At 70.7% G+C, this 13,388-nt stretch carries 9 protein-coding genes and 1 pseudogene; 4 read left to right on the top strand and 6 right to left on the bottom strand.

Features of this window, described 5'->3' with window-relative positions; all coding sequences use genetic code 11:
- On the bottom strand, nucleotides 1–817 hold an 817-nt coding region (gene cobA, locus BCY76_RS19195), incomplete at its 3' end, for a uroporphyrinogen-III C-methyltransferase (RefSeq protein WP_237090053.1).
- Nucleotides 818–916: 99 nt separating this feature from the next.
- Nucleotides 917–3,586, bottom strand: a pseudogene (gene nirB / locus BCY76_RS08500) (nitrite reductase large subunit NirB); the annotation flags it as partial.
- A 226-nt stretch (nucleotides 3,587–3,812) separates the two neighbouring features.
- On the opposite strand from nirB, the gene nirD reads away from it, so the two are divergent.
- Complete coding sequence (nirD, locus tag BCY76_RS08495; RefSeq protein WP_070158806.1) at nucleotides 3,813–4,202, top strand: nitrite reductase small subunit NirD; 390 nt, start codon at nucleotides 3,813–3,815, stop codon at nucleotides 4,200–4,202.
- A gap of 171 nt (nucleotides 4,203–4,373) precedes the next feature.
- Here the strand turns inward: nirD and BCY76_RS08490 are convergent, their stop codons facing one another.
- The 4 genes from BCY76_RS08490 to BCY76_RS08480 all read right to left on the bottom strand — a co-directional run bounded on the left by BCY76_RS08490 (nucleotide 4,374) and on the right by BCY76_RS08480 (nucleotide 9,845).
- Nucleotides 4,374–6,077 carry an FAD-dependent oxidoreductase gene (locus BCY76_RS08490; protein WP_070158805.1) on the bottom strand — a complete coding sequence of 568 codons (1,704 nt, stop codon included), beginning with the start codon at nucleotides 6,075–6,077 and terminating at the stop codon, nucleotides 4,374–4,376.
- Nucleotides 6,074–6,277, bottom strand: a complete 204-nt coding sequence (locus BCY76_RS20375; protein WP_336582034.1) for a hypothetical protein — start codon at nucleotides 6,275–6,277, stop codon at nucleotides 6,074–6,076. The genes BCY76_RS08490 and BCY76_RS20375 overlap by 4 nt, the downstream gene beginning before the upstream one ends.
- Before the next feature lie 40 nt (nucleotides 6,278–6,317).
- Nucleotides 6,318–8,264 (bottom strand): molybdopterin oxidoreductase family protein, encoded by a 1,947-nt coding sequence (locus tag BCY76_RS08485; protein WP_336582031.1) that lies wholly within the window; start codon nucleotides 8,262–8,264, stop codon nucleotides 6,318–6,320.
- A gap of 147 nt (nucleotides 8,265–8,411) precedes the next feature.
- Complete coding sequence (locus tag BCY76_RS08480) at nucleotides 8,412–9,845, bottom strand: MFS transporter (RefSeq protein ID WP_070158546.1); 1,434 nt, start codon at nucleotides 9,843–9,845, stop codon at nucleotides 8,412–8,414.
- Between the two features lie 376 nt (nucleotides 9,846–10,221).
- On the opposite strand from BCY76_RS08480, the gene BCY76_RS18075 reads away from it, so the two are divergent.
- From BCY76_RS18075 to BCY76_RS08465, 3 genes are all read left to right on the top strand, one after another.
- On the top strand, nucleotides 10,222–11,253 hold the full coding sequence (locus tag BCY76_RS18075) for a hypothetical protein (RefSeq protein ID WP_070158545.1): 1,032 nt from the start codon (nucleotides 10,222–10,224) through the stop codon (nucleotides 11,251–11,253).
- Between the two features lie 119 nt (nucleotides 11,254–11,372).
- A complete protein-coding gene (locus BCY76_RS08470; protein ID WP_139827692.1) occupies nucleotides 11,373–12,299 on the top strand; it encodes a hypothetical protein in 927 nt (308 codons plus the stop codon).
- 131 nt (nucleotides 12,300–12,430) lie between these two features.
- Entirely contained in the window at nucleotides 12,431–13,369 is a 939-nt protein-coding gene (locus tag BCY76_RS08465; protein WP_070158543.1) for a hypothetical protein, read from the top strand.
- Nucleotides 13,370–13,388 lie beyond the last annotated feature (19 nt).

The following is a 13,388-nucleotide window of genomic DNA, read 5'->3' as shown; positions in this document are numbered from 1 at the left end:
GGAGGGCCCGGCAGAGGGTCCAGTGGGGAGTCCGGTGGTGCTCAGCGACGGGCTCACAGCACCGCCCCCGCCAGGGCGCGGATCCGCTGGACGCCGCGCTCGCCGTCGGCCCACTGACAGACACCGGGTGGGCGGCCTCTCCCGTCAGGGGTTCGACGGCGGCCAGTCGCACCACCTCGCCGATCACCAGCACCGCGGGGTGGCTGATCCGCGCGTGCGCGGCCACGCCGAGGATCTCGCCGAGCGGCGCGATCGACACGCGCTGGTCGGCGCTGAAGCCGTGCTCCACGATGCCCACCGGGACGTCGTCGCCCAGTCCGTGGCGGCGCAGCCCGGAGACCGTGTGGCCCAGCGTGCCGACACCCATGAGGATGACGGTGGTGCCCCCGAGCCCGACGAGACCGGCCAGCTCCTCTTCGCTGAGCGGATCATGCCCGGAGATCACCGTGAACGCCTTCGAGACGCCGCGGGCGGTGACCGGGATGCCGGCGGCGGCCGGGACCGCGATGGCCGAGGAGATCCCCGGCACCACGGTGACCGGCACCTCGGCCTCCCGGCAGGCGGCGACCTCCTCGCAGCCGCGGCCGAACACGAACGGGTCTCCGCCCTTGAGCCGCACCACGGCCTTCCCTGACTGTGCTGCCTCGATCATCATCTGGTGGATGGTCTCCTGCGGGACCCGGTGATGTCCAGGCCGCTTACCGACGTCGACCAGCTCAGCCCCCGGCGCCCAGTCGGGCAGGCCGTCGGTGGGGGCGAGACGGTCGTAGAAGACGACGTCGGCGGCGGCCAGCGCGTCCCGGGCGCGGACGGTCATCAGATCCGCCGCACCCGGCCCTCCGCCGACCAGGGTCACATGCCCGATCATGACCGCACCCCCCACCGGCTGAGCAGCGGCCGCGGCGGGTTCGCCGCCGTCCTGACGCACGGGGATGCGGGGACCGGAGAGCAGCACGGGCCCCTCGCCGGCGGCGGCCGCCTCGACCTCCTCCGCGGTGGCCGGGCGTCGCTGGTCCCGCTCCACCACGTAGGCCAGCCCCGTGTCCGGGGCGTCGGGGGCGTTGACGAAGCTGCGGAACCGCCGCAGCTTCTCCGGGTCCCGCAGGGTGGCGGCCCATTCGTCCTCGTAGCGGCCCACGTGGGTGGCCATGGCGGCCTCCAGGTCCTCGGCGATGCCCAGGGTGTCCTTCACGACGACGTCGTGGACGTGGTCCACCCCGCCGGGCAGCTCCTCCATCCAGCGGGCGGTGCGCTGCAGCCGGTCAGCGGTGCGCACGTAGTAGATGATGTAGCGGTCGATGTAGCGCAGCAGGGTCTCGTCGTCGAGGTCCTTGGCCAGCAGCTCGGCGTGGGCGGGCGTGGCGCCGCCGTTGCCGCCCACGTAGAGGTTCCATCCCTCCGAGGTGGCGATGACGCCGACGTCCTTGCCACGGGCCTCCGCGCACTCGCGGGCGCAGCCGGAGACGCCGAACTTGAGCTTATGCGGGGAGCGCAGCCCTCGGTACCGCATCTCCAGCTCGATGGCCATCGCCACCGAGTCCTGGACGCCGTAGCGACACCAGGTGGAGCCCACACAGGACTTCACATTGCGCAGCGCCTTCCCGTAGGCCTGCCCGGACTCGAAGCCGGCCTCCACCAGGCGCTTCCAGATCAGCGGCAGCTGCTCGAGACGGGCGCCGAACATGTCGATCCGCTGGGCGCCGGTGATCTTGGTGTAGAGGTCGAACTCCTGGGCGACCTCCGCAATCACGGCGAGCTTCTCCGGGGTGATCTCCCCGGCCGGGACCCGCGGCACCACCGAATAGGTGCCGTCCTTCTGCATGTTCGCCAGGGCGCGGTCGTTGGTGTCCTGCAGGGTGCCGCGGCCGCCGTCGAGGATGTACTCGTCATGCTGCGCCGCCAGCACCGAGGCGATGACCGGCTTGCAGATGTCGCAGCCGAAGTTGACGCTGGCGTCCGCGGGGGTCCCGAAGCGCTCGATGATCTCGGCGAAGGAGGTGAGCCCGGTGGCCTGCACCGCCTCGAAGAGCCCAGCGCGGGAGAGGCCGAAGTGCTCGCACAGGGCGGTGGAGACCTCCATCCCCTGGGCGACCATCTCCTTCTCCATGATCTTCTTGGCCATCGGCAGACACGAGCCGCACTGGGTGCCCACCTTCGTGCACGACTTCAGTGCGCCGATGTCCGCACACGGCGGGGCGACGCCGTCGCCGACCACGGCCTTGCGGATGGTGCCCGCGCAGATGTCCTTGCAGGAGCACACCTGGGCGTCGTCGGGCAGGTCCAGGTCGGCGACCTCGCCGCCGGCTGCCGAGAGGAAGGCGCCCGGCTCGGCCGGCAGCTCGCGGCCCAGCAGCGGGCGCAGCGAGGAGTAGGGGGAGGCGTCGCCGTCGAAGATGCCGCCCAGCAGCGTCTTGGCGTCCTCGGAGACCACCAGCTTCTGGTAGACGCCGCCGGCCGGGTCGGCGTAGACGACCTCCAGGGCGCCGTCGGTCTCGGCGAAGCCGTCCCCGAAGGAGGCCACGTCCATGCCGGCGAGCTTGAGCTTCGCGGCGGTGTCGAAGCCGTCGAACTCGGCCGCCCCGCCAGCCAGCCGGTCCGCGACGACCTCGGCCATGGCGTTGGCCGGAGCCACCAGGCCCATGCAGATGTCCTCGAAGCAGGCGACCTCACCGATGGCCCACACATGCGGCGCCGAGGTCGCGCAGGTGGCGTCGATGACGGCCCCGCCGCGGGACCCGATGTCCAGACCGGCCTCACGGGCGAGCTCGTCGCGGGCGGTGATGCCGATCGCCGCGACGATCAGATCCGCCTCCACCGTGTCCATGGCGGGGAAGGTCAGGGCGTAGCGAGGCTGTGGAGCGGCGGACCGGGCATCTCCCGCGGCGGCGGCGTCGCGGATCTCCAGGCCGGCGGGGCGCTCGCCGCAGTGGAGGTCGTAGCCCTCCTTCTCCAGCAGGCGGTTCAGGGTGCGGCCGCCGAACTCGTCCAGCTGGGCGTTCATCAGCCACGGCTTGGAGTGCACCACCGTGACCTGTGCGCCCAGCCCCTTCAGCCCGCCGGCGGCCTCGAGCCCGAGCAGGCCGCCGCCGATGACGGCGCACTGCGGAGTGCGGCCGAGCTCGACGGCGAGGTCCGCCACCCGCTGACGCAGCCAGTCGACGTCATCAAGGGTGCGGTAGACCGCGATCTCCTCGGCGCCTGCCAGCCGGGGCCGCGGGGCGGAGGAGCCGGTGGCCAGGACGAGCTCGTCGTAGCCGTGGGTCTCGCCGTCGGCGGTGGTGATCCGCTGGGCGGCGACGTCCAGCGCGGTGACGGACCGTCCGGTGTGCAGGGTGACGGTGGGATGTTCCCAGAGGGAGGGCTCGCCGAGGAGGAGGTCGTCGTCGATCTCGAAGCGCTTGGACAGGGCGACGCGGTCGTAGGGCGGCAGCATCTCTTCGGTGAAGACGCTGATCCGGGTGCCGGGCAGCTCGCGGGAGACGAGGGCCTCGGTCAGCCGGTGGGCCGCGGGGCCGCCGCCGACGACGACGATGTGCCGCGTCTCGGCGTCGCTCGGAGTCGGGGTCGCTGTGCTGGGTGCAGACATGATCCTCACCTTGCCGGTCGAGAAGAGCGTGTCAGAGGCACCGTGACGGTGCCCTGTGCTCGGGGTTGGATCCAGCGTAGGGAGAGGCGATTTCCCTGCCGTATCGCCTTTGTAAAGCCAATATGACGAGGCGTTCAGCGTGGTGATCCGGGGTGCTGAAGGACGTTTCACCGGGGGGAAACACGCGCGCACGATGGGGGAAATCCCGCACGCCTAGCGTGGATGTATGACCACAGCACTGCATCTCACCGAAGAGCCCGACCTGACGCTCGCCGACGCCGCGGCGTCGACCGACGGGCGCCACGCGGTCTGCCGGCTGGAGGACCTCGAGCCCTTCTGGGGCGAGGCGGCCCTGGTCGAGGGCGTGCAGATCGCCCTGATCCGTGTTCCCGGAGACCGCGTGTTCGCCGTCTCCCAGTGGGACCCCTTCGCGAAGGCCCATGTGATGGCTCGCGGGATCGTGGGCACCAAGGGCGGACGGCCCACTCTGGCCTCGCCGATCCACAAGCAGGTCTATGACCTCGAGTCGGGTCAGTGCCTCAGCGAGGACGGGCTCGCGCTGCGGGTCTTCGCAGTGGACGTCGATGCCGAGGGCAGGGTCCACGTCAGCCTGTGACAGGGGCGGGCCGGGGTGCTCCGGTCCGCCTCTCTGGTCTGGTCCTCATGTCGAGGAGTCAGTTCCCCGTGCATCTCACCCCACCTGACGCGTGTCAGGCGGGGTGAGGGGTGCCGGGAAGTGACTCCTCGACGCTCGTGTGCCCGCTCAGGGACCCCGGATGGAGGGGCCTCAGACCACGGCGGGCTCGGCCGCGGCCAGCATCCTCTCGATGTTCCGGTGGCAGGTGCCGCAGCCGGTGCCGGCCCGGCAGGCCGCCCCGACCTCCTCCACGGTGTCACAGCAGGATGCCGCCTCCTCCACCTGTCGGGCGGTCGCCCCGGAGCAGCGGCACAGGACGTCGTCGGGCCCGAGCTCGGCCTCCTTGGTGGCGTGCTCGGCGGCGAGCAGGGCGGTGCGGTCGGCCACGGGCAGGGTGCCGCGGGTGCAGTGCAGCGCCAGCTCCGCCGCGGAGCGTGGCATCCCCACCGAGACGAACCCCAGCAGACGATCACCCTCGGTGACGATGCGCAGATACTGTCCGGCCTTGGGGTCGGACCAGGTGGACACCGTCGGCGCCTCGGGGTCCCAGGGATCCACAGCAGTCTCCCCAGCGCAGGCCACGGACAGCGTCTTCGACTTCACCAGGATCACATCCAGCGTCTGCGGGGCGGCGCCCGCCGTCGCGGCCCTCGCTGGAGCCGACGCCGTCAGATCGACGGGACGCCCGGCGGCGTCGTGCTCGGTGGGCGCGCTGAGTCCCAGGTCGGCACGCAGAGTGCCGGCGGCCGTTTCGGCCTGCGCCCAGCCGGGGCCGATGAGCCCGCTGGGATCGCGCCCTTCGACGGCGGCACAGTCACCCACCGCGAAGACGTGTGGGTCCCCGGTGCTGCGGCACTGCCGGTCCACCACCACGCCCCAGGCGGTGGGCAGTCCGGCATCGGCGGCCAGGCCGTCGCGCGGGCGCACCCCGGTGCAGGTGATCAGCAGTGAGGTGTCGATCTTCTCGCCCAGCGAGGTGCGCACGGCGGAGAGCCGGCCGTCGTCGGCGACCACCGTGTTGACGTCGCAGGCGGAGCGGACGTCCACGCCGGCGTCCACCAGCTGACGGCGCAGCAGCATCCCGGAGTCGGTGTCGATCTGTCGGCCCATCGGCACGGTGCCGCGGTGCAGCAGCGTCACCTCACCGCCCACCTCGGCGATCGCCAGGGCGGCCTCCACTCCGAGCACGCCGCCGCCGAGCACCACGGCCCGCTCACGGCGGGAGACGATCTCGCGGATGCGTCGGGCGTCATCGAGGTCTCGCAGCGCCATCACCCCCTCCGGGTACCGGCGGGGCTCCTCAGACTCCGCCCCCGGCGCGCGAGATCTGCGCCCCGCCGAGCGGCCGTTGGCCTTCATGGTCAGCTCGGCGTCGATGTGGCCGTCGCGGCGCATCTCCAGTGACATCCGCGGGACGGTCGGCTCCGCGCCCGTGGCGAGGACCAGCTTGTCGTAGTGCAGGATGCCGCCGTCGTCGAGGGTGATGATCCGGGAGGCGGCATGCAGGGCGGTGGCGGTGACCCCGCAGCGGACCTCGATTCCCGTCTCGGCCAGCTCGGCCTCGTCGGCCAGGGCCAGGTCCTCCGGTTCGCTGCGCCCCACGCTGACGTCGCCGATCCTGATCCGCTGGTACGCCGGGACGCACTCGGAGCCCACCACGGTCACGCGCAGGTGACCGGCGGCGACGTCGTCACGCAGCTGCTCGAGCAGGCGGGCGGCCACGGGGCCGAAGCCCAGCACCACCACGTGAGGCGCCGGTGCGGTGGTGGTCTCCGCGGGGGAGGCCTCGATGTCGGAGGTGCCGGAGGACAAGGTGTCAGCGGCGGGACGGGGGGCGGTCGACGGGGACGTCACAGGCGGGTCTCCTTCGAAGGGGCGGTCACAGCAGGCTCAGCGTCACGGGTCACCCCGGCCGGCGCCGTGCGAGACGCCCCGGCCGGGCGCAGCGTCACGGGCGTGTTCTTGAACTCGGGCATCCGACTCTGCGGGTCGGTCAGCGCCTGGGTGAGCCGGTTCGCGGTCCCGGCGCCGGCGTAGTGGAAGGGGGCGAAGATCGTGTCGGTGCGGATGCCGCGTCGCAGACCACCCGCGCGGTCATCTCGCCCTGGGCGTTGGCGATGACGGCCTGGTCGCCGTCGTCGAGGCCGTGCTCCAGGGCGTGGCCGGATGCACGGCCACGGTCGCCTCCGGGTGGGTGTCCAGCAGGGCGGGTACGCGGCGGGTCTGCGTGCCGGACTGATAGTGCTCCATGTGCCGGCCGGTGGTCAGGGTGAGCTGCCCTGGGGCCGGGGCGGGGATCTTCCCGGGGGTGATGGCGGCCAGCCGCGCCTTCCCGTCGGGGTGGGCGAAGCGCTCCAGGAACATCCGGGTGGTGCCGATGATCGGCTCCCCGGTGAGGGAGGCCTCGCCGCTGAGCGTCGCCGAGGGGACCGGCCAGTACGGGGCATGGCCGGCGTCGATGAGGTCCCAGTCGAGCCCCGAGTAGTCGGCGGCGGCGCCGGCGGTGGCCCGGCGGATCTCGGCGAAGACCTCTGCCGGGTCCACGGGGAAGCCGCTGGGGCGGCCCAGTCGGCGGGCGAGCTCGTGCCAGATCCACAGCTCCGAGCGCGGCCCAGAGTCCGGGTCAGCGGACGACGGCGGCTCCACGAGCTTCCGACGGCGCAGCACCCGGCCCTCCAGGTTGGTCATGGTGCCGTCCTCCTCGGCCCACTGCAGCACCGGAAGCACGACGTCGGCCTCCTCGGCGGTCTCGGAGAGGAAGAAGTCGGCGACCACCAGCAGGTCCAGGGCGCGCAGGTTCTCCACCACCCGGCCGGCGTCGGGCGCGGAGATCGCCACGTTGGAGCCGTGGACGAGCAGGCCCTTCACGCCGCCGTCGCGCCCCATGGTGTGCAGCAGCTGGGCGGCGGGCTGGCCGGGGCCGGGGAGGGATTCCTCGTCCACGCCCCAGATGCGGGCCATGTGCGCGCGGTCGGCCGGATCGGTGATGGAGCGGATGCCGGGCAGCTGGTCGGTCTTCTGGCCCATCTCCCGGCCCCCTGCCCGTTGCCCTGCCCGGTCAGGGTGCCGTATCCGCCGGCGCGGGTGCCGGGCAGCCCCAGCAACAGGGCCAGGCTGATCGCCGCGCGGGCCGTGTCGGTGCCGTCCTGTGGCTGCTCGACGCCGCCGTCCGGTGAGGATGTAGACGGGGTCGCCGCCGGCGCGCGCGGCCCGGGCGGCGTGGCCGAGCCGGCGGGCCACCAGACGGATCTGATCGGCTCCGACACCGGTGGCGGCCTGGGCTCGTTCGGGCCACCAGTGGGCCACGGTGCGGCGGAACGCGTCCAGCCCGGTGACCCGCCGGCTGAGGTAGTCCTCGGCGGCGAACCCCTCCTCCAGGACCACCTGCGCCACGGAGAGCAGCAGGACCAGGTCTCCGCCCGGGGCGGGGGCGACGTGCAGGCCGCCGCCGTCGGCGGTGAGCTCCGCGGTGGCGCTGCGCCGCGGGTCCACCACGATCAGACCTCCGGAGGCCTGGGCACCTTCCAGGTGCTGCACGAACGGCGGCATCGTGTCGGCCACATTGGACCCCAGCAGCAGCACGGTGCAGGCGGCGTCGAGGTCCGTCAGCGGGAACGGCAGCCCGCGGTCCAGCCCGAAGGCCAGGGTGGAGGCCTTCGAGGCCGAGGACATGCAGAACCGGCCGTTGTAGTCGATCTGCGCGGTGCCCAGGGCCACCCGCGCGAACTTCCCCAGTGCGTAGGTCTTCTCATTGGTGAGGCCTCCCGAGCCGAAGACGCCGACGCCGTCGGGCCCGTGCTCGTCCTGGATGCGGCGGATCTCGGTGACCACATGCGTCAGGGCGGCCTCCCAGGTGGTGGGGTGCAGCTCGCCGTCGTCTCCACGCAGCAACGGTGCGGTGAGCCGGTCGTGACGGCGGGTCAGCAGCTCGGCGGCGGTGTTGCCCTTGCGGCACAGCCTGCCCTGATTGGTGGGGAAGGAGGTGCCGTCGACGCTGAAGCTGTCCGGTGCTCCGGGCTGCTCGACCACCGTGAGGTCCATGGCGCACTGCAGAGCACAGTACGGACAGTGGGTCTGCACTGTGCGCGTCGAACCTGTGCGCGTCGAACCTGTGCGGGTGCGCGCCGTGGGGGTCATCGGGGAATGCTCCTGGGGTCGGGGTCAGCCGGGGTCGTCAGTTGCAGCTCGTCAGACGTTGGCCTTGGCGAAGATTGTGCCCGGTCGCATGTAAACGGCCCATGTCAGTCCTGCAAAGCCGATGTAAGCCGCCGCGAAGCACCAGAAGGCGACGTCGAATCCGCCGGTGGAGTTGTGGGAGAAGTTGAGGATCTGTGGGATGGCGAAGCCGCCGTAGCCGCCGACGGCGCCGATCAGGCCCAGCGCCGCCGAGGCCTTCCGCTCATGGCCGACTCGGTCGTCGGCACTGACGGAGAGCTTGAAGACCAGCGGGATCATCCGGTAGCTGGAGCCGTTGGCGATGCCGGTGAGGGTGAACAGGGTCAGGAACAGCAGCAGGTAGATCCAGAAGCTGGCCATCGGCAGGGTGAGCACCACCAGGGCGGTGACGCCGGCCATGAGGATGAAGCACAGGGCGGTGATGCGGGCGCCGCCGATGCGGTCGGCGAGCTTGCCGCCGTAGGGACGGGCCAGGGAGCCGACCAGCGGGCCCATGAAGGCGAGGGACAGCGCGGCGCCGAGGACCTGGAAGCTGGAGAACTCCGGGAAGGTCATGTTGATCAGCGTGGGAAAGACGGAGCCGAAGCCCATGAACGAGCCGAAAGTCCCGATGTAGAGGACCGCGATGATCCACAGGTGCTTCTCCTTCAGCGTGGACAGGGACCCCTTGAGGTCGTTCTTCGCGTGGGAGAGGTTGTGCATGTACTTCCAGGCGCCCCAGGTGGCCAGCAGGATGAACGGGATCCAGAAGATCCCCGCCATGGGCAGGTTCGGCTGGAAGGTGCCGAAGGCGAAGGCGGTCACCACGATCGGCACCGTGAACTGGGCGACGGCGACACCGAGGTTCCCGCCCGCGGCGTTGACGCCCAGTGCCGCACCCTTCTCCTTGGCCGGGTAGAAGAAGGTGATGTTGGCCATCGAGCTGGCGAAGTTCCCGCCGCCGAATCCGGCGGCCGCCGCGATCGCGAACAGGACCCAGGTGGGGGTGTCGGGGTTGCCGAGGCTGAAGGCCATGGCGAGGGTCGGGATCAGCAGCAGCAGGGAGGACACGATGGTCCAGTTGCGTCCGCCGAACATCGCGACGGTGAAGCTGTAGGGGACGCGCAGGGTGGCGCCCACCAGCGGCGGCAGGGACACCAGCCAGAACTGCTGGGAGGTGGTGAGGTCGAAGCCCACCTGGGGGAGGAAGACCACGGTGACGGACCACAGCTGCCAGACGGCGAAGCCCAGGAACTCGCAGAATACGGACCAGATGAGGTTGATCCGGGCGGTCACCCGTCCTGGTCCCTCCCAGAAGCGGGAGTTCTCAGGCTGCCAGTTGGTGATCCAGCGGCCGCGTTCCACGACCAGACGGTCTTCGGGGGCCTGGCCGACCTCGGCAGGCGGGGCGGCGCGGTGCTGCTCGGTGTCAGTGAGGGGTCCGGTGCTGTAGGGCTGCGGGGTCATGGTGTCCTGCTCTCCTCCGCTCGACGGCGGGCACGTGGTGGAACCTGGGCTGGGAGCGTGAGACGGGGCCTCACGGTGAGCCCCACGATTCCAACTCGGTGTTTCGCCCTGGGCATCGCAGAGTTTCGGCCAGGAAAAACCAGCCTCAGCACCAGGCCGTCCGGTGGTGAGGTGCCGGATGGCCGCGGAATGGCACCGTTGTGTGGCACCGTCGTCTGGCCCCGTCGTCGGGTGCGGTGCGCGGGCCGCGCCGAGGCGCGGCATCTCCCGGTCTGCCGCCGGCGTTGCTACTGTCGGGGCAGCGGGCCGGTGCCAGGGCCGAGGGGGCTCACACGGGTGCGTCGCAGGTTGAGTGACGGGACGGAAGGACGGACTCATGAGCGGACATGGGGTGGACCGACGAGCGCTGGCCGCTGCGGTGACGGCGGGCGGCCGCCGCGCACCGGAGGACAGGGGAGGGCTGACCGAGGATGAGCCGAGGGGAGACCGACGGTCGCCGACGGCGCGGCTGCGGGCGGCCGGGCTGCTCTCGGCGGCGATGCTGCTGGTCAGCGGCTGCGTGAGCCTGGGGGATGAACAGGCGACCGACGCCGAGCCCGACGACCAGGAGACCGTGGATGAGGACGGAGACGTCGACGGAGACGCCGACGGAGACACCGGGTCCGACGACACTGAGGACCGCGACGCCGAGGACGATGACTCCGACGATGATGAGGCTGACGACGAGGAAGACGACTCGCTCGGCCCGGACCTGGACCGCGAGGGCGAGGACGACGAGGACGACGAGGAAGACGATGAGGATGACGACGAGGACGACGACGTCGGGGAGGGCCCGGCCATCGAGCAGGACATCCTCGCCGGGTACCTCGACCCCGATGACCTGCCGGACGGCTGGCTCTATCAGGAGGGCCCCACGCCGTATCTGACCGAGATCGAGCCGGGCGAGGAGCGCATCCGGTACGACTTCTCGCTGGACTGGACCGGCTACGACCTCGATGAGGACTGCGAGGACGCGCTCGCGGACATCGATGACCTCTCCACCAGCGCGTCAGGATCCGGGGAGGCGGTCATCTACGACGACGCCTTCGGGGTGGTGGAGATGGACGTGTTCACCACGGACCGGAGCCTTGACCTCATGGGCCCCTACAGCGCCCTGGCGGACGCCTGTTCGGAGCTGGTGTACGAGGACGGGGATGAGGCCATGCTGGAGCCTTGGGACGATGACGACATCGGCGGGTTCTGGGCCGAGGAGGTCATCTCGGGACACGAGATCTCCACCGGGCTGGCCGTCTGGGACGGCGACGGCGTCCACCTGTACATGTTCGTCGAAGGCATCGACGACAAGGAGCTCATCGAAGAGTTCCTCGCGGACCAGATCGCCTCGTTCGAGGAGATCGACTTCCGCTGACCTACCCGCTCGGAGGTGACGCCTGGTAGCCTCTGGGCTCACCAGATCGGTGTGCCGGAAGGGAGAGCCGGCTCGATCGTTCTCACAGACCTGTGACGACGACGGGAAGGGATCTCCCGATGCGTGAGCACGCCCTCGAACGCTTGTCCTGCCGCCAGTCGGCGCACGGTGGGCCCAGCTGGTCCGTCCCAGCTCGCCTCGCCTGCGTGTGCGCGGCCGTGGCGCTGGTGGCCGCCTGCGCCGACGCGCCCGAGGAGAGGGGTACGGCGGATGCCGACGCGACCCCCACACCGCAGACGCCCGAGGCCGACCCCGGCCTGCCCGACGATGAGACACCGGACGATGGGCGAGAGGCCGACGCCGAGCAGGAGGCCGAGGCTGAGGGGAACGGGGAGGATGAGGACCTCCCGGCAGGGGAGGCGGAGCAGCGCGCGAGCCGCGAAGCAGGAGAGCAGGTGCTGCTGGAGGTGTTCCCCGAGGAGCAGGATCTCCCCGCGGGGTGGGCCATCGTGGAGGGCCCGGAGCCGGCGGTCGACGACTTCGGCGGGGTGCGGCACGACTTCTCGCCCCCATGGGACGATGCGTTCGGCTGGCTGGGAGTGGAGGAGACGGACCGAGAGTGTGAGATCGCGCGTGAGCGGCTCACCGGGCTGCGCGAGGGCGAGGCAGGGATGTCCGTGGTGCTCGTCCACGAGGCCATGGAGTTCTCGGGGGCCGGACTGTCCGTGTATGTCGCTGACGCGTTCCCCGACCTGCTGTGGGCATACCAGGAGATGATCACCGACTGCCGAGAGCTCGTGACCGAGGACGGTCAGGAACTGGTCAAGGACACGTGGGAGCGAGAGGACGCCGTCGGCTTCTGGTTGGACGTCGCACTCTACGACGCGCTCACCGATGAAGAGATCGCTGGGTCGAGCAGCGGGTACGTGTGGGTGGGGGACGGGGTGGCCTTCCATCTCCAGGCGCGTGACCTCACTGAACGTGACGCGGCGGAAGCGTTGGTGGAGCACCTCATCTCGTGGTTCGAGGCGGCCCACCCCTCCTGATGCGGTCGACCCCTCCCGCTGTGCCGGTACCCCCTGGTAACCTGAAGGCACCCCGATCGACGCGCTGGCAGGGAGAGACCAGGCCGATCGTTCTCACAGACCTGTGACGACGACGGAAGAGGACTCTCCCCATGACCCCCACGACTCGGTTCACCGACGGCTCGACGGAGCCACAGCTGCTCGACCAGACAACCTCTCGGTGGTCAGCCTCCCTGCTGTCGATGCGGGGGGCCGCGCTCTCCGCGCTGGCCCTGACCCTGACGTCCTGCGGTGATTCCGGCGAGGACTCCGAGACTGCTGCCGAGGTGGAGGACGCTGACACCGTGACGGCTGAGGACTCGGACGCCGAGGCCTCGCCGGACGATGCCGCCGATGATGAGCCTGTCGAGCATCCCGACGACGAGCTGGACGAACAGAACGAGCTGGATGAGCTGGAGGAGTACGACGACCTCTCCGACGAGGAACTGGTGGAACGGTACGGAGAGCCTCCGGAGACTGAGCGGCATCTCCTGGAGGCCGCCCTGGACGACGATGAGCTTCCAGAAGGCTGGACGTACTCAGAGGGTCCCACGGCATACCTGAGCGAGGACCGACGGCGAGGGGACTCCACGCCTCTGGACTTCGAGATCTCTGCGGAGGACGCGGTCACGGGAGCCGACTGTGACGAGGCGATGGCAGAGCTGCGTCGGCTGATCGTGATCAGCACGGGGCTCGTGGAGTCGACCTTCCACATTCCTGGTGAGGAGGACGGGATGGCTCATATCAAGCTGTTCACCGCAGAAGGCGACGACGACGTCGCCGGGCTCCACGCTGACCTCCCCGATGCCTGCCCCACGGTGGAGGGAGACGACGGACTCGTCGTCGAGATGCAACCCTGGGACGATCCGGATGTCGGGGGATTCTGGTATTCCACCGAGTATGAGGGGATGACCGGCACCGCCGGGGTCGCGGCCTGGGACGGCGACGGTGTCCATCTCTACGCGCGCTTCGTCCAGGAGGGCGACGAACAGGCCCTCGAGGAGCACCTGACCGCCCAGATCGACGCGTTGGAGGAGATCGACTTCCGCTGAGGTGAAGCGGCCGGCAGAC

It is taken from the genome of Nesterenkonia sp. PF2B19, from assembly GCF_001758425.2.
Lineage (GTDB): Bacteria > Actinomycetota > Actinomycetes > Actinomycetales > Micrococcaceae > Nesterenkonia > Nesterenkonia aethiopica.
This window is presented reverse-complemented; position numbering and strand designations above follow the sequence as displayed.